The following is a 23722-nucleotide window of genomic DNA, read 5'->3' as shown; positions in this document are numbered from 1 at the left end:
TGGGGCCCTCCACCAGCCTAATCGAGGACATCATCATGGGCGAATTCAAGAAGCTCGTTTTCTCCGGCGTTCAGCCGACCGGCAATCTGCATCTCGGCAATTACCTCGGCGCGATCCGCAAATTCGTGGCGCTGCAGGACGGCAATGACTGCATCTATTGCGTCGTCGATCTGCACTCGATCACCGCACAGCTGGTGCATGAGGATCTTCGCGGCCAGATCCGCTCGATCGCCGCCGCGTTCATCGCATCCGGCATCGACCCCGAGAAGCACATCGTTTTCAACCAGTCGGCCGTGCCGCAGCATGCCGAGCTCGCCTGGATCTTCAATTGCGTCGCCCGCATCGGCTGGATGAACCGCATGACGCAGTTCAAGGACAAGGCCGGCAAGGACCGCGAGAATGCCTCGCTCGGTCTGCTCGCCTATCCGAGCCTGATGGCTGCCGACATCCTCGTCTATCGCGGCACGCATGTTCCTGTCGGCGACGACCAGAAGCAGCACCTCGAGCTGGCGCGTGACATCGCCATGAAGTTTAACCTCGATTATCAGGATCATATCCGGCGCGCCGGTCACGGCACCGACATCACCGTCGGCGACGAGCCCGTGCACGCCTATTTCCCGATGGTCGAGCCGCTGATCGATGGCCCGGCGCCGCGCGTCATGTCGCTACGCGACGGTACCAAGAAGATGTCGAAGTCCGATCCGTCGGATCTGTCGCGCATCAACCTGATGGACGACGAGGACGCGATCTCGAAGAAAATCCGCAAGGCCAAGACCGATCCGGATGGTTTGCCGAGCGAACTCGAAGGCCTGAAGGGCCGCCCTGAAGCCGACAATCTCGTCGGCATCTATGCGGCGCTTGCTGACAAGACGAAGGCGCAGGTTCTTGCCGAATTCGGCGGCCAGCAGTTCTCCGTCTTCAAGCCGGCGCTGATCGATCTCTCGGTTCAGGTGCTTTCGCCGATCACGGCCGAAATGCGCCGCCTGATGGACGATACGAGCCATATCGACGCGATCCTGCGCAATGGCGGCGAACGCGCCCGCGCCCGCGCCGAGGCAACGATGAAGGACGTCCGCGACATCATCGGCTTCCTCTACTAGCAGATAGCGAGCCGGGCTTTGCAAGCCCGGCTCAAGCTCTCCCGCCTATGGTATGAGACAGACCGCTGCGGTGCCGCAGCCGCAGTCCAGCAATCACATGCTATAGGGAATATCGATGACCCCGTTTGCCGCTATGCAGGCCGCTACGTATCTGCCCGATGCCGCGACGGTTGCCGTAAAGGCGTCGCAGAGCGGATGCCTGGTCTACCAGCCCTACCTCAACAGCGACCAGCGGGCGTCTCTCCATCCTGACGCGATCGCCTTTGACATCTCGTTCAATACGGATGCCAATACCCGCGAGTACGAGCTTTTCCGCACCCTCTACGACCACCACAAGGCTATCGGTCTTGATCGGGAGGCGTTCTGGGGTCTGGTCTCAAGCAAATTCGAGCTGAAGGCTGCGACGTCATTTTCGCATTTCGCATCGGAAGCAGCGAAGGCCAAGGACGCCGGATTCGATTGCTATATCTACAATCCCATGCTCGCGAATGCCGCGATCTACATCAATGTATGGGAGCAAGGCATAGCGACCGGCCATACCGGCCTGGACAGGATCTGCGAGTATCTCGGCAACAAAGGCTACCCTGTCGTTCAGCCGCAGGGGCAGGATACGTTCTTTCTGTGCAACTACGTCTGCGGCAACGAGCGCTTCTGGCGTGGTTACTTCTCCTATTGCGAAGCCGTTCTCTACGGCCTCGATCAGGAAGCCGGCATGGGCCGTCCGGCAGGCCTCGCCTATCGCGGCGTCGCCAATTATGCCCGTGACAGAGGCGCCGGAATGCGGCCATTCGTGATCGAACGCCTGCTCGGCCTCTATGTGCAGACCGCGAGCGCCGAGGGACTGAAAGTCGCGACGTTCAAACCTCAGCCTGAGGATTTCGACCGAAAATTCGGCCATCGGCTGGGACCGGTGCTTTCCAAGCTTTTCCATGAAAAGAACGAGGCGCTCGCCAGCAACCATCCTGTTCGCATCGAGGCCTGGAAGCAGGCGCGGCTCGCGATCACCTCGCGGTCGGTGCTGGCACTTCACGCCGACGACCCGCCGAACTGGCTGCCCAACGTGACGGGACCCTGAACATTGAGTTCACAGGCCGGGGCTTGCAAATTTTCGGGTTAGGGTGTCAGAGTCCGCGCCATGGTATCAAAGCGACTCTCACGTCTCGAAGGTCATCGCCGCAAATTCATGGCGGTCATTGACGGTACACCCGAATGCCAGCGTGCCGTCCACTATGCCGGCCGGCGCGCCAAGAATTCGAATGGCGGCCTCGTTCTCGTTTATGTGATCCCGGAAGGCGATTTCCAGCAGTGGCTGGGGGTCGAGGAGATCATGCGTGCCGAGGCGCGCGAAGAGGCGGAAGCCGTGGTCGCCAAATCGGCGCAGGTCGTGCGCGAGACGATCGGTATCGAACCGGAAATCGTCATTCGCGAAGGCAGCGCTGCCGAGCAGATCAACATGGTAATCGAGGAAGACCGGGACATCGCGATCCTGGTGCTTGCGGCGAGCTCTGCAAAAGAGGGACCGGGACCGCTCGTATCCTCCGTCGCCGGCAAGGGCGCGGCCTTTCCGATCCCGGTAACGGTGCTGCCCGATACATTGACCAACGAAGAGTTGGACGCGCTGGCCTAAACCAGCAATTCTGGAGTCATTATCTCTTGAATGGCGCGTCCAAACGGCCTATTTTCTTTTGAAGAATTCTAAAGACGGCACCGAGCGACGGCTTGGCCCGCATGGAGAGCGAAATGTTCATTCAGACCGAAGCCACCCCGAACCCCGCCACGCAGAAGTTTCTGCCGGGCAAGGTGGTGATGGAGAACGGCACGGCCGAATTCCGCAGCGCGGAAGAAGCCCAGGCTTCGCCGCTCGCCGCGCGCCTCTTCGAAATCCCGGGCGTAACCGGCGTCTATTTCGGCTATGATTTCATCTCCGTCTCCAAGGACAATGCCGAGTGGCAGCACCTGAAGCCGGCGATCCTCGGCTCGATCATGGAACACTTCATGTCCGGAAAGCCGGTCATGGGCGACGCCTCCATTCTCTCCGAAGATGCCGATGCCGGCGACGAGTTCTTCGATGCCGGCGACGAGTCGATCGTCCTGACGATCAAGGAACTGCTCGATACCCGCGTGCGTCCGGCCGTTGCGCAGGATGGCGGCGACATCACCTTCCGTGGCTTCAAGGACGGCAAGGTCTATCTCAACATGAAGGGCTCCTGCTCGGGTTGCCCTTCCTCCACCGCGACGCTGAAGCATGGTGTTCAGAACCTGCTTCGCCACTTCGTTCCCGAAGTGCAGGAAGTGGTCGCGGCCTAAACAACAGTATTTGCGCATGAATTCACCCGGCCGGGCTATTGCAGCACGGCCGGATGAATTTATTCTGCGCGCGGAAGAATTTATTCGGAAATTGATGGCATGATTGTTCTGGCGCTCGACACGGCAGGTGTGGATTGCGCTGCCGCTGTTTATGACAGCGGTAGTGATACGATGCTGGGGGAGGCATCGGACATGATCGGAAAGGGGCATGCAGAACATCTGATGGGCATCGTCGACCGCGTGCTGGCGCAGGCGGGAAAGAAGCTCGCGATGGTCGAACGCATCGCCGTCACGATCGGTCCAGGCTCGTTTACCGGTATCCGCGTCGGTGTTGCCGCAGCGCGCGGCTTTGCCCTCGCCCTGAATATCCCGACCGTTGGCATCACCACGCTCGAAACCATGGCCGCAGCCCAGCGGGTTAAAACGCCCGGCCGCGCCGTACTCGCAGCGATGGATGCCAAGCGCGGTGAAATCTATCTGCAGAGCTTTTCGGCCGAGGGCGAACCTCTCGACGATCCCCGCGCCGTCACCATCGAGGAAGCGCAAGCCTTCGCCTCGACCTTCGATGGCGAGATCACCGGTTCCGCAGCACCACTGCTGCGCCCCGAACTGACTGGCGACTACGCCAATTCCTTCCCCATCTCGTTCGTGGCGCGCCTCGGCGCTGCCGCCGACCCGTCTTCCGGAAAGCCGAAGCCCCTTTATCTGCGTGGACCTGACGCCAAGCCACAGGCGGGGTTTGCGATTGCGCGAGTATGACAATGCTGGAAGCCTATCTGACGCTTAAGCCGGAATTCGAGATTGTCCCCATGGACGGCGACGACTGCCACGCCGTTGCCGTGCTGCATGGCGAACGCTTTGCCCGCCCTTGGGGCGATGGCGAATTTCACAGCCTGCTCAGCCAGGACAACGTCTTCGGCTTTGTGGCGCGCCAGACCAATGCCTTCCTCAAGAAGCCGCTGCCCGGTTTTGTGCTCGCCCGCCAGGTTGCCGGAGAGGCCGAAATCCTGACGGTCGCCGTGCAGGCCAAGGCCGCGCGTTCCGGTCTCGGCTGGCGGCTGATGCAGGCTGCGATGCGAGAAGCCCATGCGCGCGGCGGCGAAAGCCTGTTCCTCGAAGTCGATGCGGGCAACGCACCGGCGCTCGGTCTCTACCGCAAGCTCGGCTTCGAGAAGGTCGGCGAGCGCCGCGGCTATTACAAGGACGACAAGGGTGCGGTTTCCACGGCGCTTGTCATGAAGCGCGTTCTTCGCTAGTTCCCTTGCGGAACTGGAATCTGTTGTGAAGGCCGCCAATGACCGACGTAGCCAAGACCCTTGAGGAGCTATGCGCCGAACGCGGCATGCGGATGACCGAGCAGCGCCGCGTCATTGCCCGCATTCTCGAAGAATCTGCGGATCATCCCGACGTTGAAGAGCTCTACCGCCGCTCCGTGAAAGTCGATGCCAAGATCTCGATCTCGACGGTTTACCGCACCGTCAAGCTGTTCGAGGACGCCGGCATCATTGCCCGTCACGACTTCCGCGACGGCCGCTCGCGCTATGAGACGGTGCCGGAAGAGCATCACGATCACCTGATCGACCTGAAGAACGGCGTCGTCATCGAGTTCCGCTCGCCGGAGATCGAGGCGCTGCAGGAACGGATCGCCCGCGAGCATGGCTTCAAGCTGGTCGATCACCGGCTGGAGCTCTATGGCATCCCGCTGAAGAAAGACGAACGCTGATCCGATGACCGCAGCAGAAGGCCTCCGCTGATGGTGTGGGTGCGCATGATCTATGCCGCCGTCGTCATTGCGCTGGCGAGCATCCTGCTGATGCCTTTCCAGCTGCTGGCGCTCAAATTCAACTGGAAGCTCCGCCGCACGCTGCCGCGTCTCTGGCACAAGTTCGCCTGCCACGCTCTGGGGATCCGGGTCAGGGTCAAGGGTAGCCTTGAAACCCGCCGCCCGCTGATGCTCTGCGTCAACCACGCCTCCTGGATGGACATCATGGTGATGTCGTCGGTGGCCGACGTCGCCTTCATCGCCAAGATCGAAGTCAGCAGCTGGCCGGTATTCGGCCATCTCGCCAAGCTGCAGAAGAGCGTCTTCATCGTCCGCGAGGAAAAGCGCAACACCGGCAACCAGGCGAACGAGATCGCCGGGCGCATGGCCGATGGCGAGATCATCGTGCTCTTTCCTGAAGGCACGACCTCCGACGGCAACCGCCTGCTCGAGGTGAAGTCCTCTCTCTTCGGCGCCGCCGCGATGGCCGTGCCGCACTCCCCGAACGGCTCGGTTTTCGTCCAGCCTGTTGCTATCGCCTATACTGGTGTTCATGGCATCGCGATGGGCCGCTATCATCGCCCGCTGGCGGGCTGGCCGGGTGATGTCGAACTAATGCCGCATCTCCTCGATGTTCTCAGAATGGGGGCGCTCGATGCCGAAGTGAGCTTCGGCGAGCCGGTCGATTACCGTGCGGATTCGAAGCGCAAGGATGTCAGCGCGACGATCGCCCAGCGCATCCGCGCGATGCTGAACAGCAGCCTGCGCGGCCGCGACATCGCCTGAGACAAGATTTCGATTTTCTAGCGGGCAAAAAACCACTAAATAGCCCGCCATGACCCAAGACAGCGCCCTTCTTCAGGCCCCGGAGCAGCTCCCGAGCGAGAGCCTCCGCGATGGCAGCAACAGCCGCAAGGTCTTCATCAAGACCTATGGCTGCCAGATGAACGTTTATGACTCGACGCGCATGAGCGACGCTCTGGCCCGCGACGGCTATGAACCGACAGAGGATATGGAAGAGGCCGACCTCGTCCTGCTCAATACCTGTCATATCCGTGAGAAGGCAGCTGAGAAGGTCTATTCCGCCCTCGGCCGCCTGCGGGAAATGAAAAAGAAGAAGGCTGCCGCCGGCAAGGAGATGATGATCGGCGTTGCCGGTTGCGTCGCCCAGGCCGAAGGAGAAGAGATCCTGCGCCGCGCGCCGGCCGTCGATGTCGTCATTGGTCCGCAGACCTATCACCGTCTGCCGGAAGCGCTGCGCAAGGCCAAGGAAGGCCAGCGGATCGTCGATACGGAATATGCGCTCGAGGACAAGTTCGAACATCTGCCGATCGCCGAAACGAAGAAGATCCGCTCGCGCGGCGTCACTTCGTTCCTGACTGTGCAGGAAGGCTGCGACAAGTTCTGCACCTTCTGTGTGGTGCCCTATACCCGCGGCTCTGAGGTCTCGCGTTCTGTGGCGCAGATCGTCGAAGAGGCGCAGCAGCTCGTCGAAGGTGGCGTGCGCGAGATCACGCTGCTTGGCCAGAACGTCAATGCCTGGCATGGCGTCGGCCCGAACGGCGAGGAATGGAGCCTCGGCGACCTTCTTTACCGCCTTTCCGACATTCCCGGCCTGGCGCGCCTGCGCTACACGACCAGCCATCCGCGCGACATGGACGACCGGCTGATCGAGGCGCATCGCGATCTGCGGGCGCTGATGCCCTATCTGCATCTGCCGGTTCAGGCCGGATCGGACCGCATCCTGAAAGCCATGAACCGACGTCATACGGCTGCCGAATATCTGGCACTGATCGAGCGTATCCGTACCGCGCGGCCCGATATAGCTCTTTCGGGTGACTTCATCGTCGGATTCCCGGGGGAGACAGAGGCCGATTTTGAGGATACACTCAAGCTTGTCGAGGAAGTGCGCTATGCGCAGGCTTTCTCGTTCAAATATTCGACACGTCCGGGTACGCCCGGCGCTGACTTGAAGGACCAGGTGCCCGAAGAGATCAAGGCAGAAAGGCTCGAACGCCTGCAGGCGCTTCTCTTGAAGCAGCAGCAGGAATTTGCCGAATCCTGCGTCGGTAAAACGATTGATCTGTTGCTCGAAAAGCCCGGTCGCATGGAAGGACAGCTTATTGGGCGTTCTCCCTGGCTTCAGTCTGTGAATGTTGATGCAAAAGCATCGCAAATCGGTGACATTATTAAAGTGCGAATCACCGGAACCGGAACCAACAGCCTGTTTGCCGAATTTGCAGAGGGCTGAGGTTCAACAAGGAGCTCGACCGCTTGAACGGACAAGAATTGGTTTCTTCTTCACCGCGCCACCCACGCATTGCGAGCGACGCCAATCACTTTGTCCTGACGTTCGAGAACAACCGGTTCGCCAGCGAACTTTTTGGTCAGTTCGATCAGAACCTGAAGCTGCTTGAAGAGCGGCTTCATATCGACGCCCGCGCCAGAGGCAATTCCGTCGTCATCACCGGAGACGTGATCGCCACCAACCAGGCGCGGCGCACGCTCGATTATCTCTATGAAAAGCTTCAGAAAGGTGGCAGCGTGGAACGATCTGACGTCGAAGGTGCGATCCGCATGGCCGTTGCCGCCGACGACCAGCTGAGCCTGCCGACGATGGAAAAGAAAGCCAAGCTGACCATGGCGCAGATTTCGACGCGCAAGAAGACGATCATCGCCCGCACGCCGACGCAGGACGCTTATATGCGTGCGCTGGAGCGCAACGAGCTCGTCTTCGGTGTCGGCCCGGCTGGTACCGGCAAGACCTATCTCGCAGTCGCCCAGGCAGCCCAGCTTCTGGAGCGCGGCGCCGTCGAGAAGATCATCCTGACCCGCCCGGCCGTCGAAGCCGGCGAACGCCTCGGCTTCCTGCCCGGCGACATGAAAGAAAAGGTCGACCCCTATCTGCGTCCGCTCTATGACGCGCTCTACGACATGATCCCAGGCGACAAGGTGGAGCGGGCGATCACTGCCGGCGTCATCGAAATCGCCCCGCTCGCCTTCATGCGTGGCCGCACGCTCTCCAACGCCGCGATCATTCTCGACGAAGCGCAGAACACGACATCCATGCAGATGAAGATGTTCCTGACGCGTCTCGGCGAGAACTCGCGGATGATGATTACCGGCGACCCGAGCCAGATCGACCTGCCGCGCGGCGTCAAGTCTGGCCTTGTCGAGGCTCTACGTCTCCTGAATGAGGTCGAGGGCATCTCGACCGTCCGCTTCAAGGATGCAGACGTCGTGCGCCATCCGCTGGTCGGCCGCATCGTGCGCGCCTATGACGCGACCTATACGGCGCGCGAAGAAGACGCGGTCAATCAGGACTGATGACCCTGCTCGATATTCAGATCAGTGTGGAGGAAGGCGGCTGGCCTTCCGAGGATGAGCTGCAGCCTCTGGCCGAACGCGTGCTGGAGACGGCCGCCGGTCACCTGAAGACGCACGCCAAGCAGAAGTTTCCGAAGATGGCGACGGAGCTGTCTCTGGTCTTCACCGACGACGAATCCATCCGGGCGATCAATGCCGAGTGGCGCCAGAAGGACAAGGCGACCAATGTCCTGTCTTTCCCGGCCTATCCGATCACGCCGGGCAAGATGCCGGGGCCGATGCTTGGGGATATCATCATCGCCAAGGAAACGGTCGAACGGGAGGCTGCCGAGCTCGAAAAGCCCTTCGATAACCATCTGACGCATCTGATGGTGCATGGTTTCTTGCATCTGTTCGGCTACGACCATATGAATAATGCAGAAGCCGAAATTATGGAGGGGTTGGAGACTCGCATTTTGGCGGATCTCGGCCTATCTGACCCATACGAGGGTCAAGACCTTAAATTGGAACCATGAGCGACTTTACAGCAAAACCCGCGGCAGACACCAAGGATGCCGACCAATCTTCCTCCTCCGACGAGGGCGGAAGTAATAGACACTCCGGACGATCTTTCTGGGCACGCGCGGCCCGCATCCTCCGGCCACAACAAGGCTCGCGCCTGCGCGAAGACATTGCCGACGCGCTGATGACCAGCGATACCGGCGATGACGCCTTTTCGCCCGACGAGCGGGCGATGCTTCATAACATCCTGCGCTTCCGCGAAGTCCGCGTTGCCGACGTCATGGTGCCACGCGCCGATATCGAGGCCGTCGACCAGACGATCACGATCGGCGAGCTGATGATCCTCTTCGAAGAGTCCGGCCGCTCGCGCATGCCCGTCTATGCCGATACGCTCGACGATCCGCGCGGCATGGTCCATATCCGCGACCTTCTCTCCTACGTCGCCAAGCAGGCGCGCAACAAGCGCCGCGCCGGCGCCAAGACCAAGGCTGCCGAGCCGCTGGTCGAGATCGCGCCCGAAAACATCCAGAAGCCGAGCCGCGCCGCCAAACCGAATTTCGATCTGGCGCGCGTCGACCTGCAGAAGACGCTCTCCGAGGCCGGCATCATCCGCAAGATCCTGTTCGTGCCCCCGTCGATGCTGGCATCGGACCTGCTGCGCCGCATGCAGGTCAACCGCACGCAGATGGCGCTTGTCATCGACGAGTATGGCGGCACCGATGGTCTCGCCTCGCATGAGGACATCGTCGAAATGGTCGTCGGCGACATCGACGACGAGCATGACGACGACGAAGTAATGTTCAAGCGCGTCTCCGAAGACATGTTCGTTGCCGACGCCCGCGTCGAGCTGGAGGAGATCGCCGCGGCGATCGGTCCGGATTTCGACATTGCCGAACAGGTGGACGAGGTCGATACGTTGGGCGGCCTGATCTTCTCGGCGCTCGGACGCATCCCGGTGCGCGGCGAAGTGGTTCAGGCACTGCCGGATTTCGAGTTTCACATCCTCGATGCCGATCCGCGGCGCATCAAGCGCGTGCGCATCACCCGCAAGCGCCAGGCAATCCGCCGCCGCGTCAAGGCGGATGGTGACGGCGTTGGTGGCTCGGAGCAGGGCGACGACAGGCCCGCGGAATCTTCTGCGGCAAACTGAGTGCCCGCAAAGCACGACAAACAGCTGCTTTTTTGAAAGACTGCGAGCCGGGTTGATTCGCGGCTTGATGGGGACTGCGCATGGAGCGGCTTGCGGACAGGGTTATCCTGGTCTGGGGTTTCAAAAGGGCACTGCTGGCGATCCTGGCCGGCGCCATCGGCGTTATAGCGCTCCCCCCAATCGGCTTCTTTGCCGCGATGTTCGTTTCCTTCACGCTGCTTGTCTGGCTGATCGACGGGGCGGCTGCCTCACCTGAGGCAAGCTTCATCGGCCGTCTTTGGCCAGCCTTCCTCACCGGCTGGCTTTTCGGCTTCGGCTATTTCGTTGCCGGCCTTTGGTGGCTGGGGCATGCGCTGCTGATCGATTCCGACGCCTTTGCCTGGGCTCTGCCGCTTGCCATTCTCGGCCTGCCGGCGGTGCTGGCGATTTTCTACGGGCTGGCGGCGGCCGCCGCGCGGATCTTCTGGTCGGAGGGACTGGGGCGGATTGCCGCACTGGCCGCAAGCTTCGGCCTGTTCGAGTGGCTGCGAAGCGTGGCATTTACCGGCTTTCCCTGGAACGCCATCGGCTACGGGATGATGCCGGTTCCGCTGATGATGCAGTCCGTGCACATCCTCGGCGTCATGGGGATCACCGCCCTCTCCGTCTTCGTCTTCGCTGCCCCTGCCCTTCTCGGCACGCGCCAGGGCGCGAAGATCGGCGTGACGCTCGCCACCCTGCTCTTTGCGGCGCATGTCGGCTATGGCGCCTACGTTCTCTATTACCTGCCGAAGCCTGAGGCTGCGCCTGCCGACAAGCAGCCGGTCGTGCGCCTGGTACAGCCGATGATCGACCAGGCGGCCAAGCTCGACAGCGATGCCGACCGCTCGGCGATCTTCGAGAAACATCTCAAGCTCTCTGCGGAAGCGCCGAAGGATGGCGGCAAGAAGCCCGATATCATCGTTTGGCCGGAAACCTCTATCCCCTTCATTCTAACGGATAACCAGGACGCGCTGACGCGGATTGCCGATACGCTTGACGACAACCAGGTCCTGATCGCCGGCGCCGTTCGCATCGAGGAAACCGGCCCCGGTAACGCACCGCGCTATTACAACTCGATCTACGTCATCGATGGCCGCGGGCAGATCATTGCAGCATCCGACAAGGTGCATCTCGTTCCCTTCGGCGAATATGTGCCGTTCGAGAATTTCCTCGATGATTTCGGCATCCAGAACGTCGTGGAAATGCCGGGCGGCTTCACCGCCGCCGCAAGCCGCGAGATGCTCAATCTCCCGAGCGGCCTCTCGCTCTATCCGCTGATCTGCTACGAGATCATTTTCCCTGGAGAGATGGCCGGCATCAATCAGGCCAACGCTATTCTCAACATTACTAACGATGCTTGGTTTGGATCTACGCCTGGACCTTATCAGCACTTTCAGCAGGCAAGAATCCGCGCAGTTGAGACAGGATTACCGCTGATTCGCGACGCCAACAGCGGCATTTCAGCGCTGGTGAATTCACGCGGAGAGATTATTAGTGGACTTAGCCTCAATGAGAGCGGTTTCATAGATGCAACTCTTGAGAGCTTTAAGGCTGATTCAACAGCAGGCTATCCACATCAAACCTACTTTTGGTTGACTGAAACGTTGCTGTTTATGATTGCGCTGATTTCTCGCATGGGTTTTATTTTCAAGCAGAATTGACCGAAAACCCCTAAAATTGCATAGTAGTTCAGATCGGCGTTGTTAACGTATGCTTGAGGGTGGGTTAACGCTTCATGCAACGTGGCGTTACGGATGGGTTCAGGGAATGCCGGTTTCACTCGTTGAAATATCTTTTGTTAGGGCACGACCATGATTGAGAACAAGAAGAAGCCGAACCCGATCGACATCCATGTTGGCAGTCGCATTCGTCTTCGCCGCACTATGCTTGGCATGAGCCAGGAAAAACTTGGCGAAAGCCTTGGCATTACATTCCAGCAGATTCAGAAGTACGAGAAGGGCACGAACCGCGTCGGCGCCAGCCGCCTGCAGAACATCTCGAGCATCCTGAACGTCCCGGTTTCCTTCTTCTTCGAAGATGCACCCGGCGAGCACGCCGGCGCAATGAGCGGCATGGCTGAAGCCTCCAGCTCCAACTACGTCGTCGACTTCCTCTCCTCCTCCGAAGGCCTGCAGCTGAACCGCGCCTTCGTGAAGATTTCCGACCCGAAGGTACGCCGCAAGGTCGTCGAGCTCGTCAAGGCGCTGGCCGCCGAAGCCGACTCCGACTAAGCGCTCCCAATAGCGTCCAATGACAGAAGGCGGTCGAAAGGCCGCCTTTTTCGCGTTTTTAAGGCAAAATTTGTCATTTAGCCGTAGATATAAAGATATATTTATGTCCTTCTGCGCTTGTTTTTCGAGCGTGAACTGAGTACCAATTCGTCGAACTTTATTCTTTGAGGGGAATCCCGGAATGCGCGCTAATTACCTCTTCACCAGTGAGTCTGTTGCCGAAGGTCACCCGGACAAGGTGTGTGACCGTATCTCGGACGAGATCGTGGATTTGGTCTACCGCGAAGCGGCAAAGACCGGCGTAAACCCCTGGGGCGTGCGCATTGCCTGCGAAACGCTGGCCACTACGAACCGCGTCGTGATCGCTGGTGAAGTACGCCTGCCGCCGAGCCTGATGAAGAAGGACAAGGACGGCAAGGACGTCATCAACCCGTCGAAGTTCAAGGCTGCCGCACGCCGCGCCATCAAGGACATCGGCTACGAGCAGGACGGCTTCCACTGGAAGAAGGCGAAGATCGACGTTCTCCTGCACTCGCAGTCCGCAGACATCGCCCAGGGCGTCGACAACGCTGCCGACCAGCAGGGTGACGAAGGTGCCGGCGACCAGGGCATCATGTTCGGCTACGCCTGCAAGGAAACGCCGGACCTCATGCCGGCGCCGATCTACTACTCGCACAAGATCCTGCAGCTGCTCGCCACCGCCCGCAAGAAGGGCGACGGCGACGTTGCCAAGCTCGGCCCTGACGCCAAGAGCCAGGTGACCGTTCGCTACGTCGACGGCAAGCCGGCAGAAGTCACCTCGATCGTTCTTTCGACCCAGCATCTCGACGAGAAGTGGGATTCGAAGAAGGTTCGCGCCGTCGTCGAGCCCTATATCCGCGAAGCTCTCGGCGACCTGCCGATCGCCAGCGATTGCAAGTGGTACATCAACCCGACCGGCAAGTTCGTCATCGGCGGTCCGGATGGTGACGCTGGCCTGACCGGCCGCAAGATCATCGTCGACACCTACGGCGGTGCGGCTCCGCATGGCGGCGGCGCATTCTCCGGCAAGGACACGACCAAGGTCGACCGTTCGGCTGCTTACGCTGCCCGCTACCTCGCCAAGAATGTCGTTGCCGCCGGTCTCGCCGACCGCTGCACGATCCAGCTGTCCTACGCCATCGGCGTCGCACAGCCGCTGTCGATCTATGTCGACCTGCACCAGACCGGCAAGGGCGTGACCGAAGACCAGGTCGAAGCCGCGATCCGCAAGAACATGGACCTGTCGCCGACGGGCATCCGCCGCCACCTCGACCTCAACAAGCCGATCTACGCAAAGACCTCGGCTTACGGTCACTTCGGCCGCAAGGCCGGGCGTGACGGCTCGTTCTCCTGGGAGCGCACCGACCTCGTGAAGGGCCTCAAGGAAGCCATCAAGCTCAAGGCCGCAGCATGACGGATATGGAACGCCGCGGCCGCGCGACCGAAGCCTTCTTCGGTCGCCGCAAGGGAAAGGCTCTACGCGGACAGCAAGCGGAAAAGCTGAGTACTCTGCTCCCGGCATTCCTCATCGATATTTCAGCGGCTCCCCCCGAGCCGCTGAAAGACCTTTGGCCGGTTCCGGTCGAAAAGCTGCGGCTGGAGATCGGCTTCGGCGGCGGCGAGCATTTGATCCACCGCGCCCAGGAACTGCCCTCCACCGGCTTTATCGGCGTCGAGCCCTTCATCAATTCCATGCAGAAGCTGCTTGCCAGCGTCGAGGACAAGGGCGCCAGAAACGTCCGCGTCTATAACGACGATGCGACGCAGCTGCTCGACTGGCTGCCCGATGGCTGCCTCGACCAGATCGACCTGCTCTATCCCGATCCCTGGCCCAAACGGAAGCACTGGAAGCGCCGCTTCGTCTCGCAGACGAACCTCAAGCGTTTCCATCGCGTGCTGAAGCCCGGCGGACTGTTCTGCTTCGCTTCAGATATCGATACCTATGTGAACTGGACGCTGCTGAAATGCCGCGACCACGGCGGCTTCGACTGGCTGGCGAGCAATGCTGCGGATTGGCTGACGCCCTACGAGGGCTGGCCGAGCACACGCTACGAGGCCAAGGCACGGCGCGAAGGCCGTTCGTCCGCCTATCTGACTTTCAAGAAGATCTAAGCCAGCAGGCAAGTGACATAAGCCCGCACGTTTAGTGCAGGCTTACCGTCTTGAGCTCGTCTTCAGCGGCCTTGAAAAAGGTGCTGGAGCGGTTGTCCGTGAGCAGGATCGGCGTGCCGTCAGCGCCGAAAAGGGCCCAGAGGTCGACGCCAGGGTCGATATCGGGCGCTTCGGGGAAGCACCTCGATACTTCTTCAGTACGCATTTTGCGGATATAGGCGACCTCGCCGTTGCCGATACCGGCAAGTTCGGACTTGGTCAGGTGAGAATTCGCTTCTTTCATCAACATTCCTGTACCTCCAAGAGAAGGGACCAACGGCGCAATCGAACCGTTGTCCTACTGTGAGACCGAAATGTTAATTTTCTTGACCATGCGTGCGGGCTCCGGGCGAATTAGATCGACGGAGAGAAGACCGTTCTTGAGGCCGGCGCCGAGAACCTGCATGCCATCGGCAAGCACGAAAGTGCGCTGGAACTGACGCGCGGCGATGCCGCGATAGAGATATTCGCGCTCGCCCTGCTCGACCTGCCGGCCGCGGATGAGAAGCTGGTTTTCCTCCGTCGTGACATCGAGCTCATCCTCGCCGAAACCGGCGACGGCAAGGGTAATCCGCAGGCGCTCCGGCTGACCGTGATCGGCAGCAATACGCTCGATATTGTAGGGAGGATAACCGTCGCTCGCCTTGGAAATCCGCTCAAGCGTCTTTTCCATGGCATCGAAGCCCAGGAGCAGCGGGCTGGCGAAGGGAGTGATACGGCTCATGTTTTCAAGTCCTTGATGCAAGCGACCTTTCCGGACCTAAGCTAGCATCCGGGTCTTGCTAATATGGGAATTGGCGCGCGGTCGCGCAAGGTTTTGCGGCCGCCGGGCAAGGACCCGGAAATTTTAGGGTAAACGCCGGCTTTGTCCTTGCTTGACAAAGCGCATGCAGGCTCGCATCAAATCGTCACCCGCAAGGGCTGCGCCGATTTGCGACGCAATCATAAACAAATGGTGCCTGCCAAAACGACGTGCACCTGAGGAGGGACCGACGTACATGGCAAATCCCAGAAAGATCATCATCGATACCGATCCCGGCCAGGACGATGCCGCAGCAATCATGCTCGCCTTCGGCAGCCCGGAAGAGCTCGAAGTGCTCGGTATCACCACGGTCGCCGGCAACGTGCCGCTGTCCTATACCAGCCGCAACGCGCGCATCATCTGCGAGCTCTGCAAGCGCACCGACATCAAGGTCTTTGCCGGCGCCGACAAGCCGATCGCCCGCAAGCTGGTCACCGCCGAGCACGTGCATGGCAAGACCGGCCTCGACGGCCCGACGCTGGCCGAGCCGACTATGCCGCTGCAGCCGCAGCATTCCGTCGACTTCATCATCGAGACGCTGCGCCGCGAGCCTGAAGGCAGCGTGACGCTCTGCACGCTCGGGCCGCTGACCAACATCGGCCTCGCCTTCCAGAAGGCGCCAGATATCGTCGCACGCGTCCGCGAACTGGTGATGATGGGCGGTGGCTTCTTCGAAGGCGGCAACATCACGCCGGCTGCCGAATTCAACATCTATGTCGACCCTGAAGCGGCCGACATCGTCTTCCGTTCGGGTGTGCCGATCGTGATGATGCCGCTCGACGTGACCCATCAGCTGCTGACCCGCAAGGACCGCGTCAAGCGCATGGCCGACCTCGGCACGGCGCCCGCCCAGGCAATGGTCGAGATGCTTGAATTCTTCGAGCGCTTCGACATCGAGAAATACGGTTCCGACGGCGGCCCGCTGCACGACCCGACGGTTGTCGCCTATCTCCTGAAGCCGGAGCTATTCAAGGGCCGCGAGTGCAATGTCGAGATCGAGGTGAAGTCGGAGCTGACGGTCGGCATGACCGTCGTCGACTGGTGGCATGTGACCGACCGCAAGCGCAATGCCCAGGTGATGCGCTTCGTCGATGCCGACGGTTTCTTCGATCTTCTGATCGAGCGCTTCGCCCGCATCTGAGCGGCGGCAGACCGGAAAAGAAAAGGGCCGCTTCTCAGCGGCCCTTTTCATTATGCGTCCTTCTGATCCAGATAGGAATTGGCAGCTTCCGCCTCGGGCTTCGGACCGCCCTTGGCGACACCGACCATGGCCGGGCGCAGAACGCGCTCGCCGATCGTGAAGCCTGCCTGCACCACCTGGACGACGGTGTTGTTCGGGACTTCCGTGTTCGGAATTTCGAACATCGCCTGATGGAAATTCGGGTCGAACTTCTGGCCGACGGGATCGAGCTGGCGAACGCCATGGCGCTCGAGCGTCGAGAGCATGGAGCGCTCGGTCATCTCGACGCCTTCGATCAGCGTCGTCAGGCCGGCTTCGCCCGCAGCCTTGGCTTCGGCCGGGATCGAGTCCAGTGCGCGGCGCAGGTTGTCGGATACAGCCAGCATGTCGCGCGCGAAGGAGGCGACCGAGTAGGACTTGGCGTCCTTCACATCACGCTCGGTGCGACGGCGCAGGTTGTCCATCTCTGCAGCGAGACGCAGGTAGCGGTCGCGCAGCTCGGCATTTTCGGCCTTCACGAGTTCCATCGGATCCGGCTGGGACGATGCCTCAGCGGCCGCTTCATTCTCGACGTTTGCGGCTGCGTCCGCAGCAGCGTCGGCCGCGGCAGCCTCAGGTCCGTTTTTCGTCGTTTCGTCAGTCATGACGGTCTCCGGGTAAAGGGTTCTTTCGGGATGCGCCCGATATCGAGCTTTGACCGCAAAAAATCAAGTCTGCGTGACAAAGAAGCGGAAAATCGGGCTTTTCAGAGGGCGCCGCCGCGCGAAAGGCGGGAAATCAGCTGCGCGGTGTAATCGACCATCGGCACGATGCGCGAATAGTTGAGCCGCGTCGGGCCGATGACGCCGACCGCGCCGACGATCCGGTCGTCGTCATCGCGGTAGGGAGCGACGATCAGCGAGGAGCCGGAAAGCGAGAAGAGCTTGTTTTCCGAGCCGATGAAGATGCGCACCCCCGGTCCGCTCTCGGCGAGGTTCAGAAGCTCGATCAGGCTGTCCTTCTTCTCGAGATCGTCGAAGAGCATGCGCAGGCGATCGAGATCGTCGGCACCGGCGAGCCCTTCCAGCAGGTTTGCGCGGCCGCGGATGATGAGCTGCGCCGGCTTGCCCTCGTCAGGGCTGCCGGACCAGACGGCAATGCCGCGCTCGACAAGGTCCTGCGAGAGAGCGTCGAGCTCATGGCGAACATCGATCTTCAGCTTGTCGAGTTGCTTGCGCAGTTCCGGCAGCGTCTGGCCGGTCATGTGGGCATTGAGGAAGTTCGCAGCTTCCGTCAGCTGCGAGGAGGTCACGCCCGCCGGCAGCTCGATGATGCGATTTTCGACCTGGTCATGCTCGCCGACCAGCACCGCCAGAGCCTTGGTCGGCTCCAGGCGGATGAACTCGACATGCTTGAGGATGGGATCGCTCTTGGCGGTAATGACAAGCCCGGCGCCGCGCGAAATGCCCGACAGCATCCGGCTCGCCTCGTTCATCATCGATTCCACCGGGTTGTCGCGGCTTTCGGCGCGCACCTGGCGATCGATGCTGGCGCGGTCCTCGGCAGAGAGATCACCGACCTGCATGAAGGCGTCGACGAAGAACCGCAGGCCCACCTGGGTCGGCAGGCGCCCGGCGCTGACATGCGGCGAATAGATGAGGCCGAGCTCTTCGAGATCGCTCATGACATTGCGGACGGAGGCCGGCGAGAGCGACATCGGCAGGATGCGCGACAGATTGCGCGAGCCGAGCGGCTCGCCATTGTCGAGATAGCCCTCGACGATCCTGCGGAAGATTTCCTTGGAACGCTCATCCAGCGCAGCAATGGCATCCGAAACCGGCGACGACCTGAAGGCCATGAATCCTAAAACACCCACGCTGATGAAACTCCGGAAAATATAGTCAATCTCGCGGGCGTGGCAAAAGGGAATTTGCAAATGGCCGCAGCCAATCGTAGAAGCGGGGCAGCATCAGAAACACGCATGACTACGCCCTGCCGCCGCCGCGGCCACGAGGCCTCATGCAGCAGGAGACAGAGAATGCGGCCGTCAGGCAGAAAAACCGACCAGATGCGCAAGGTCAGCTTCGAGCGCAACTTTTCCAAGCACGCCGAGGGCTCCTGTCTGGTGAAGTTTGGCGACACGCATGTGCTCTGCACCGCGAGCCTGGAAGAGAAGACGCCGCCGTGGCTGCGCAACACCGGCAAGGGCTGGGTCACCGCCGAATACGGCATGCTGCCGCGCGCCACCGGCGAGCGCATGAAGCGTGAGGCGGCTGCAGGCAAGCAGGGCGGACGCACGCAGGAAATCCAGCGCCTGATCGGCCGCTCGCTGCGCGCCGTCGTCGATCTGACCGCACTCGGCGAACGTCAGATCACCATCGACTGCGATGTCATCCAGGCGGATGGCGGCACGCGCACGGCCTCGATCACCGGCGGCTGGATCGCGCTTTATGACTGCCTGAAGTGGATGGAAAGCCGCAACATGATCAAGGTCGACCGCGTCCTCAAGGATCACGTCGCCGCGATCTCCTGCGGTATCTTCGCAAACCAGCCGGTCATCGATCTCGATTACCTGGAAGATTCCTCGGCCGAGACCGACGCCAACTTCGTCATGACTGGCGCTGGCGGCATCGTCGAGATCCAGGGAACGGCTGAAGGCACACCCTTCTCCGAAGCCGAATTCGCATCGCTGATGAGCCTTGCCAAGAACGGTATCGCCGAACTCGTGGACCTGCAGAAGCAGGCGATCGCCGGGTGAACGACATGCTGGAAGGCATGCTGGAAACGGCGCTCTACGCAAAGGATCTCGATAAAGCCGAGGCTTTCTATGAAGGTGTTCTCGGCCTTGCGAAGATCACGCGTGCGGCGAACCGGCATGTCTTCTTTCGCTGCGGCCCGGGCGTGCTGCTGATCTTCAATCCGGACGAGACGGTAAAGCCACCGGCCGCCGATTCCCTGCAGGTTCCGCCGCATGGTACCGAGGGAGCCGGGCATGCCTGCTTCCGGGTCTCGGCTGCGAATATCGACGCCATGGCTGCCAAGCTGCAGGCCGCCGGCATCGCCATCGAATCCGAAGTTCACTGGCCGAATGGCGGCCGCTCGATCTACTTCCGCGACCCTGCCGGCAACAGCCTGGAATGCGCGGAAGCTCGGATCTGGGGCATCGAATAGGAAAACGGAATGCGCAAACTCGATACCAAGACGATCGTCGTCGCCAGCCATAATGCCGGCAAGATCCGCGAAATCCAGGACCTGATCGGCCCCCTGGGCTTCACCGCCAAGTCGGCTGCCGAGCTCAATTTCATCGAACCGGATGAAACCGGCACGACCTTCGAAGAAAACGCCAGGATCAAGGCGCTTGCCTCTGCGAGCGCCGCCAACATGCCGGCACTCTCTGACGATTCCGGTCTGGTGATCGATGCGCTCGGTGGCGATCCCGGCGTCTATACGGCCAACTGGGCCGAGACCGCCGATGGCACGCGCGACTTTGCGATGGCGATGGAGAAGGTGGAGAAGGCCCTTGAAAAGGCTGGAGCCGCCAAACCCGAGCAGCGCACGGCCCGCTTCGTCAGCGTTCTCTGCCTGGCCTGGCCCGATGGTCATACGGAGCTCTTCCGCGGCGAAGTGGGAGGCACGGTCGTCTGGCCGCCGCGCGGCACGCAGGGTTTCGGCTATGACCCGGTATTCCAGCCGCAGGGCTACGACACCACATTCGGCGAGATGAGCGCCGAACAGAAACACGGCTGGAAGCCCGGCGACGAGCAGGCGCTGTCGCATCGCGCGCGCGCCTTCAAAGTCTTTGTCGAAGCCTGCCTGGAAGCGTAAGATCCGCCAGTGGATGATTTGAACAACCTGACTTCGCTGCGTGATGCCAAGCTTCTGCCGGATACGGGGGAGCCCGGTTTCGGCGTCTATGTGCACTGGCCCTTCTGCGCCGCGAAATGCCCCTATTGTGACTTCAACAGCCATGTCCGGCACCAGCCTGTCGATCAGGAGCGCTATGTTGCGGCCTTCCTGAAGGAGATGGCGACGATCCGGCAGTTGAGCGGACCGAAGACCGTCACCAGCGTCTTCCTCGGCGGCGGCACGCCGTCGCTGATGAAGCCGGAGACCGTCGATGCGATCCTGAACGGCATTGCCAAGGAATGGCACGTGCCTGCCGGCATCGAAATCACCATGGAGGCCAATCCTTCCAGCGTCGAGGCCGAGCGCTTCCGCGGCTACCGGGTGGCCGGCGTCAATCGCGTCTCGCTCGGCGTCCAGGCGCTGAATGATCGCGATCTGAAATTCCTTGGCCGCCTGCACGACGTTGCGGATGCGCTGAAGGCGATCAAGCTTGCCCGCGACATCTTTCCGCGCATGTCGTTCGATCTGATCTATGCCCGTCCCGACCAGACCGTCGACGAGTGGGAGCGTGAGCTGAAGCAGGCTATCTCCTACGCCGTCGATCACCTGTCGCTCTACCAGCTGACGATCGAGGAAGGCACGCCCTTCTTCGGCCTTCACAAGGCCGGCAAACTGATCGTTCCGGATGGTGACCAGTCTGCGGCCCTCTACGAGGCGACGCAGGAGATCACGGCGCGCGAAGGCATGCCCGCCTACGAAGTTTCGAACCATGCCCGCCCCGGCGCCGAGAGCCGTCATAACCTGACCTACTGGCGCTATGGCGACTATGCAGGCATCGGCCCCGGCGCCCATGGCCGCCTCAGCCGCGGTCCGGAGAAAATCGCGACGGCGACCGAGCGCAAGCCGGAAGCCTGGCTTGAGATGGTCGAGCGCGACGGGCACGGTATTCTCGACGAGGAACGGCTCGGCTACGAGGAGCAGTCGGACGAACTGCTGTTGATGGGCTTGAGGCTCAAGGAAGGCGTCGATCTCGCCCGCTGGCAGCAGCTTTCCGGCCGCGATCCCGATCCTGCGCGCGAAGAGTTTTTACTGGAACACGGCTTCATCGAGCGGATCGGCAATTCGAGGCTGCGCTGCACGCCTGCGGGCATGCTGATCCTCGATTCCGTCGTTGCCGATCTCGCCTGCTGAGCTTCAGACCGCCCGCTTCCGCCCGATCGACATGAGCCGACCATCGATTGCCGCAAGGCCGATGGCGATCATTGCCATGCCGATCAGATGCTTGGCCTGCAGCTGCTCGCCGAGCACCAACGCGCCGAGCAGGATGGCGCTGACCGGGATCAGGAAGGTGACAAGCATCAGATTGGTCGCGCCTGCCGTTGCCAGAATGCGGAAGAACAGCACGTAGGCGACCGCCGTCGACAGGATGGCGAGACCGGCGAGAGCGAGCCAGGTTTCCATGCCGGGCATGGGAAGCGTCCAGGGCTGGTCGGCTATCAGCGCAATCGGAATCATCAGAATGGTTGACGCCGTGACCTGGCCTGCCGCCGGCAACAGCGGCGGCATACCCATGGCGCGGAAGCGGCGGCCCCAGATCCCGGCGAAGGAATAGGAAATCGCCGCTCCCAGCACCGCAAGCTGCGCCAGCACATTCGAGCCGAGATCGTGCAGGGCATCGAAGCCGATCATATAGGCGACACCAGCAAAGCCGACGACGACGCCGATCAGCCTGTTGGCGGTCATCTTCTCATCCGCGGTCAGCAGATGGGCAACGACGACCGCGAAAAGCGGGGTCGTGGCATTGAGGATCGAGGCGAGGCCGCTGGCGATATGCGTCTGGCCCCAGACGATCAGGCAGAAGGGGATCATGTTGTTCAGGACGCCCATGCCGAAGAAGGCGACCCAGCTCTTGCCGTCGCGCGGCATGGCATGGCCCATCACCCGGACGATCAGATTGAGCGCAATCGCCGCCAGCAACACGCGGCCGGTGACGATCGTGAAGGGCGGCAGCGCCTTGACCAGGATGCCGTTGAACAGGAAGGAGCCGCCCCACAGCAGCGACAGCACCAGCATCATGCCCCATTCGGCCAAATCCATCTGCTTCTGCATCGTCATCCTCCGTTCGATCCTGTCTGCATAGGATACCACTCATGGCTCCGCCACCCGTTTCCTGCGCAGCGAAATGTTCGATTTATTCTCGCAACAAACCGGCATTGGATCGGTGTTGCGATACATCTTGATGCTGATATTATTTCGCTAATTAAGATGGATCAAACGAGTCTTTCTCGCGCAACACTTTAGCTGAGCTAAATCATGAGCGATTATCTGCCCTCCCTTTCCGCACTTCGTGCCTTCGAAGCGGCAGCACGGCATCTCAGCATGACGCTGGCGGCAAAGGAGCTGAACGTGACGCCCGGCGCCGTCAGTCTGCAGATTCGCGATCTTGAGGCGGCACTCGGCGTTCAGCTTTTCGAGCGCAAGCCGCGGGCGCTAGCCTTGACCGTCGAGGGTGCCGATTACTTCACGACGCTGCGGGCCGCCTTCCAGCTGGTGCGGGAAGCGACGGCGGCGATCACGGCGCGCAGCCGCGGTGCGATCCTCAACGTGACCTGCACGGCTGGGTTCGCCACCTATTGGCTGGTGCCACGGCTCGGCAGGTTCGAGGTGCTGCATCCCGATATCGACGTGCGCATCAGCGCCTCGCATCGCGTGCTGGATTTCCAGCGCGACGGTATTGACCTTGCCATCCGCCACGGGCTCGGCGGTTATGAGGGGCTTGTCAGCGAGCGGCTGGTGGATGACGAACTGGTGCCAGTCTGCATCCCCAAGCTCGCAGCAGAGCTCGGCGACCATCCCTCGCCTGCCGCACTGGCGCCCTTCACGCTGATCCACGACGTCTACAGGCACGACTGGCAGCTGTGGCTGGAGGCCGCGGGGGCAGCCACTACCGTCGACGCCTCCCGCGGTCCGATCTTTATGCATGGCAACGGCGCCTATGACGCAATGAAGGCCGGTCTCGGCATCGCGTTGATGCGCCGCTCCTTCGTCGAGGGCGAGCTGAAGGAAGGCACCGTGGCGGCCCCCTTCCCCCTCGGCGTCGCCAGCCGCCTCGCCTTCCACCTCGTCTATCCCGGCGCCTCGCTTGAACGCCCGGCGGCCGCCGCTTTCCGCCGCTGGCTGCTCAGCGAGTCGAAAGAGTGAAGATCCAAAAAGATGACTACAGCAGTCATCTTTTTCTTTCCTTTTCCGTTCAGGCGTGATTATCAGGTTAGCGACTGCCGATATTCGAGCCGACCGGTGCCATGAGAAACCAGCGCCTTCGACCATACCCGCTCGTTCAACCG

27 protein-coding genes are annotated in these 23722 nt (G+C 61.3%); 22 read left to right on the top strand and 5 right to left on the bottom strand.

What is annotated here, in order from left to right:
* Window positions 1–35 precede the first annotated feature (35 nt).
* The 16 genes from trpS (at window position 36) to trmB (ending at window position 14532) form a co-directional block, all read left to right on the top strand.
* The gene (gene trpS, locus ACEN84_RS10880; protein WP_112713723.1) at window positions 36–1100 is read left to right on the top strand and encodes a tryptophan--tRNA ligase; all 1065 of its coding nucleotides are present in this window, start codon (window positions 36–38) and stop codon (window positions 1098–1100) included.
* A gap of 115 nt (window positions 1101–1215) precedes the next feature.
* Window positions 1216–2175 carry a hypothetical protein gene (locus ACEN84_RS10875; protein ID WP_413710859.1) on the top strand — a complete coding sequence of 320 codons (960 nt, stop codon included), beginning with the start codon at window positions 1216–1218 and terminating at the stop codon, window positions 2173–2175.
* Window positions 2176–2235: 60 nt separating this feature from the next.
* Window positions 2236–2727 (top strand): universal stress protein, encoded by a 492-nt coding sequence (locus ACEN84_RS10870; protein WP_112713727.1) that lies wholly within the window; start codon window positions 2236–2238, stop codon window positions 2725–2727.
* Window positions 2728–2840: 113 nt separating this feature from the next.
* Window positions 2841–3407 (top strand): NifU family protein, encoded by a 567-nt coding sequence (locus ACEN84_RS10865; protein WP_112713729.1) that lies wholly within the window; start codon window positions 2841–2843, stop codon window positions 3405–3407.
* A 99-nt stretch (window positions 3408–3506) separates the two neighbouring features.
* Window positions 3507–4166 (top strand): tRNA (adenosine(37)-N6)-threonylcarbamoyltransferase complex dimerization subunit type 1 TsaB, encoded by a 660-nt coding sequence (gene tsaB, locus ACEN84_RS10860; protein ID WP_112713731.1) that lies wholly within the window; start codon window positions 3507–3509, stop codon window positions 4164–4166.
* Window positions 4163–4663, top strand: a complete 501-nt coding sequence (locus tag ACEN84_RS10855; protein WP_246777525.1) for a GNAT family N-acetyltransferase — start codon at window positions 4163–4165, stop codon at window positions 4661–4663. Before tsaB ends, ACEN84_RS10855 begins: the two co-directional genes overlap by 4 nt.
* A 38-nt stretch (window positions 4664–4701) precedes the next feature.
* Entirely contained in the window at window positions 4702–5130 is a 429-nt protein-coding gene (locus ACEN84_RS10850) for a Fur family transcriptional regulator (RefSeq protein ID WP_112713735.1), read from the top strand.
* A gap of 30 nt (window positions 5131–5160) precedes the next feature.
* Complete coding sequence (locus ACEN84_RS10845) at window positions 5161–5955, top strand: lysophospholipid acyltransferase family protein (protein ID WP_413710858.1); 795 nt, start codon at window positions 5161–5163, stop codon at window positions 5953–5955.
* 49 nt (window positions 5956–6004) lie between these two features.
* Window positions 6005–7420, top strand: coding sequence for a tRNA (N6-isopentenyl adenosine(37)-C2)-methylthiotransferase MiaB (miaB, locus tag ACEN84_RS10840; RefSeq protein ID WP_413710857.1), 1416 nt, complete (start codon window positions 6005–6007; stop codon window positions 7418–7420).
* 23 nt (window positions 7421–7443) lie between these two features.
* Entirely contained in the window at window positions 7444–8496 is a 1053-nt protein-coding gene (locus tag ACEN84_RS10835) for a PhoH family protein (RefSeq protein WP_112713741.1), read from the top strand.
* Entirely contained in the window at window positions 8496–9011 is a 516-nt protein-coding gene (gene ybeY / locus ACEN84_RS10830; RefSeq protein ID WP_413710856.1) for an rRNA maturation RNase YbeY, read from the top strand. Before ACEN84_RS10835 ends, ybeY begins: the two co-directional genes overlap by 1 nt.
* Window positions 9008–10147 (top strand): hemolysin family protein, encoded by a 1140-nt coding sequence (locus tag ACEN84_RS10825; protein ID WP_413710855.1) that lies wholly within the window; start codon window positions 9008–9010, stop codon window positions 10145–10147. Before ybeY ends, ACEN84_RS10825 begins: the two co-directional genes overlap by 4 nt.
* Window positions 10148–10227: 80 nt before the next feature.
* Window positions 10228–11829, top strand: coding sequence for an apolipoprotein N-acyltransferase (lnt, locus tag ACEN84_RS10820; protein WP_413710854.1), 1602 nt, complete (start codon window positions 10228–10230; stop codon window positions 11827–11829).
* A 150-nt stretch (window positions 11830–11979) separates the two neighbouring features.
* Window positions 11980–12399 (top strand): helix-turn-helix domain-containing protein, encoded by a 420-nt coding sequence (locus ACEN84_RS10815; RefSeq protein WP_112713749.1) that lies wholly within the window; start codon window positions 11980–11982, stop codon window positions 12397–12399.
* A gap of 181 nt (window positions 12400–12580) precedes the next feature.
* On the top strand, window positions 12581–13834 hold the full coding sequence (metK, locus tag ACEN84_RS10810) for a methionine adenosyltransferase (RefSeq protein WP_112713751.1): 1254 nt from the start codon (window positions 12581–12583) through the stop codon (window positions 13832–13834).
* Complete coding sequence (trmB, locus tag ACEN84_RS10805) at window positions 13831–14532, top strand: tRNA (guanosine(46)-N7)-methyltransferase TrmB (RefSeq protein WP_130279211.1); 702 nt, start codon at window positions 13831–13833, stop codon at window positions 14530–14532. The genes metK and trmB overlap by 4 nt, the downstream gene beginning before the upstream one ends.
* A 31-nt stretch (window positions 14533–14563) precedes the next feature.
* On the opposite strand, the gene ACEN84_RS10800 is transcribed toward trmB, so the two are convergent.
* Together ACEN84_RS10800 and ACEN84_RS10795 are read right to left on the bottom strand one after the other, a co-directional pair.
* Window positions 14564–14821, bottom strand: coding sequence for a DUF1150 family protein (locus tag ACEN84_RS10800; protein WP_413710853.1), 258 nt, complete (start codon window positions 14819–14821; stop codon window positions 14564–14566).
* A gap of 48 nt (window positions 14822–14869) precedes the next feature.
* Entirely contained in the window at window positions 14870–15295 is a 426-nt protein-coding gene (locus ACEN84_RS10795; protein ID WP_112713757.1) for an Hsp20 family protein, read from the bottom strand.
* Between the two features lie 274 nt (window positions 15296–15569).
* Between ACEN84_RS10795 and ACEN84_RS10790 the strand changes: the two genes are divergently transcribed.
* The gene (locus ACEN84_RS10790; protein ID WP_413710852.1) at window positions 15570–16514 is read left to right on the top strand and encodes a nucleoside hydrolase; all 945 of its coding nucleotides are present in this window, start codon (window positions 15570–15572) and stop codon (window positions 16512–16514) included.
* A 50-nt stretch (window positions 16515–16564) separates the two neighbouring features.
* Here ACEN84_RS10790 and grpE read toward each other — a convergent pair whose 3' ends face one another.
* Window positions 16565–17197, bottom strand: a complete 633-nt coding sequence (gene grpE / locus ACEN84_RS10785) for a nucleotide exchange factor GrpE (protein ID WP_112713761.1) — start codon at window positions 17195–17197, stop codon at window positions 16565–16567.
* Window positions 17198–17298: 101 nt separating this feature from the next.
* Window positions 17299–18390, bottom strand: coding sequence for a heat-inducible transcriptional repressor HrcA (hrcA, locus tag ACEN84_RS10780; protein ID WP_413710851.1), 1092 nt, complete (start codon window positions 18388–18390; stop codon window positions 17299–17301).
* A 180-nt stretch (window positions 18391–18570) separates the two neighbouring features.
* Here hrcA and rph point away from each other — a divergent pair, with 180 nt between their 5' ends.
* From rph to hemW, 4 genes are read left to right on the top strand one after another with little or no spacing between them, the layout of a single operon-like run.
* Window positions 18571–19290: a ribonuclease PH gene (gene rph, locus ACEN84_RS10775; RefSeq protein WP_130279215.1), complete on the top strand. Its 720-nt coding sequence runs from the start codon at window positions 18571–18573 to the stop codon at window positions 19288–19290.
* A complete protein-coding gene (locus ACEN84_RS10770) occupies window positions 19287–19703 on the top strand; it encodes a VOC family protein (protein WP_112713767.1) in 417 nt (138 codons plus the stop codon). The genes rph and ACEN84_RS10770 overlap by 4 nt, the downstream gene beginning before the upstream one ends.
* A gap of 9 nt (window positions 19704–19712) precedes the next feature.
* Window positions 19713–20357 (top strand): RdgB/HAM1 family non-canonical purine NTP pyrophosphatase, encoded by a 645-nt coding sequence (gene rdgB / locus ACEN84_RS10765; RefSeq protein ID WP_413710850.1) that lies wholly within the window; start codon window positions 19713–19715, stop codon window positions 20355–20357.
* Between the two features lie 9 nt (window positions 20358–20366).
* Complete coding sequence (hemW, locus tag ACEN84_RS10760) at window positions 20367–21569, top strand: radical SAM family heme chaperone HemW (RefSeq protein WP_130279217.1); 1203 nt, start codon at window positions 20367–20369, stop codon at window positions 21567–21569.
* A 3-nt stretch (window positions 21570–21572) separates the two neighbouring features.
* On the opposite strand, the gene ACEN84_RS10755 is transcribed toward hemW, so the two are convergent.
* Window positions 21573–22493: a DMT family transporter gene (locus ACEN84_RS10755; RefSeq protein ID WP_413711293.1), complete on the bottom strand. Its 921-nt coding sequence runs from the start codon at window positions 22491–22493 to the stop codon at window positions 21573–21575.
* Window positions 22494–22691: 198 nt separating this feature from the next.
* On the opposite strand from ACEN84_RS10755, the gene gcvA reads away from it, so the two are divergent.
* Window positions 22692–23579 carry a transcriptional regulator GcvA gene (gcvA, locus tag ACEN84_RS10750; RefSeq protein ID WP_413710849.1) on the top strand — a complete coding sequence of 296 codons (888 nt, stop codon included), beginning with the start codon at window positions 22692–22694 and terminating at the stop codon, window positions 23577–23579.
* Window positions 23580–23722 lie beyond the last annotated feature (143 nt).

The sequence above is a fragment of the Rhizobium sp. Rhizsp82 genome, assembly GCF_047325115.1.
Classification (GTDB): domain Bacteria; phylum Pseudomonadota; class Alphaproteobacteria; order Rhizobiales; family Rhizobiaceae; genus Rhizobium.
Note: the sequence above shows the minus strand (reverse complement) of the source record. Positions and strands in the feature narration are given on the sequence as shown.

Bases quoted from the DNA above. Each gene is read 5' to 3' on its own strand.
- ACEN84_RS10795 (WP_112713757.1), bottom strand. From the start codon at position 15,295: ATGAGCCGTATCACTCCCTTCGCCAGCCCGCTGCTCCTGGGCTTCGAT.
- miaB (WP_413710857.1), top strand. From the start codon at position 6,005: ATGACCCAAGACAGCGCCCTTCTTCAGGCCCCGGAGCAGCTCCCGAGC.
- ACEN84_RS10800 (WP_413710853.1), bottom strand. From the start codon at position 14,821: ATGTTGATGAAAGAAGCGAATTCTCACCTGACCAAGTCCGAACTTGCC.
- ACEN84_RS10875 (WP_413710859.1), top strand. From the start codon at position 1,216: ATGACCCCGTTTGCCGCTATGCAGGCCGCTACGTATCTGCCCGATGCC.
- lnt (WP_413710854.1), top strand. From the start codon at position 10,228: ATGGAGCGGCTTGCGGACAGGGTTATCCTGGTCTGGGGTTTCAAAAGG.
- ybeY (WP_413710856.1), top strand. From the start codon at position 8,496: ATGACCCTGCTCGATATTCAGATCAGTGTGGAGGAAGGCGGCTGGCCT.
- hrcA (WP_413710851.1), bottom strand. From the start codon at position 18,390: ATGGCCTTCAGGTCGTCGCCGGTTTCGGATGCCATTGCTGCGCTGGAT.
- trpS (WP_112713723.1), top strand. From the start codon at position 36: ATGGGCGAATTCAAGAAGCTCGTTTTCTCCGGCGTTCAGCCGACCGGC.
- ACEN84_RS10825 (WP_413710855.1), top strand. From the start codon at position 9,008: ATGAGCGACTTTACAGCAAAACCCGCGGCAGACACCAAGGATGCCGAC.
- rph (WP_130279215.1), top strand. From the start codon at position 18,571: ATGCGGCCGTCAGGCAGAAAAACCGACCAGATGCGCAAGGTCAGCTTC.
- ACEN84_RS10790 (WP_413710852.1), top strand. From the start codon at position 15,570: ATGGCAAATCCCAGAAAGATCATCATCGATACCGATCCCGGCCAGGAC.
- ACEN84_RS10855 (WP_246777525.1), top strand. From the start codon at position 4,163: ATGACAATGCTGGAAGCCTATCTGACGCTTAAGCCGGAATTCGAGATT.
- ACEN84_RS10845 (WP_413710858.1), top strand. From the start codon at position 5,161: ATGGTGTGGGTGCGCATGATCTATGCCGCCGTCGTCATTGCGCTGGCG.
- gcvA (WP_413710849.1), top strand. From the start codon at position 22,692: ATGAGCGATTATCTGCCCTCCCTTTCCGCACTTCGTGCCTTCGAAGCG.
- grpE (WP_112713761.1), bottom strand. From the start codon at position 17,197: ATGACTGACGAAACGACGAAAAACGGACCTGAGGCTGCCGCGGCCGAC.
- metK (WP_112713751.1), top strand. From the start codon at position 12,581: ATGCGCGCTAATTACCTCTTCACCAGTGAGTCTGTTGCCGAAGGTCAC.
- trmB (WP_130279211.1), top strand. From the start codon at position 13,831: ATGACGGATATGGAACGCCGCGGCCGCGCGACCGAAGCCTTCTTCGGT.
- rdgB (WP_413710850.1), top strand. From the start codon at position 19,713: ATGCGCAAACTCGATACCAAGACGATCGTCGTCGCCAGCCATAATGCC.
- ACEN84_RS10870 (WP_112713727.1), top strand. From the start codon at position 2,236: ATGGTATCAAAGCGACTCTCACGTCTCGAAGGTCATCGCCGCAAATTC.
- ACEN84_RS10755 (WP_413711293.1), bottom strand. From the start codon at position 22,493: ATGACGATGCAGAAGCAGATGGATTTGGCCGAATGGGGCATGATGCTG.
- ACEN84_RS10815 (WP_112713749.1), top strand. From the start codon at position 11,980: ATGATTGAGAACAAGAAGAAGCCGAACCCGATCGACATCCATGTTGGC.
- ACEN84_RS10850 (WP_112713735.1), top strand. From the start codon at position 4,702: ATGACCGACGTAGCCAAGACCCTTGAGGAGCTATGCGCCGAACGCGGC.
- tsaB (WP_112713731.1), top strand. From the start codon at position 3,507: ATGATTGTTCTGGCGCTCGACACGGCAGGTGTGGATTGCGCTGCCGCT.
- ACEN84_RS10865 (WP_112713729.1), top strand. From the start codon at position 2,841: ATGTTCATTCAGACCGAAGCCACCCCGAACCCCGCCACGCAGAAGTTT.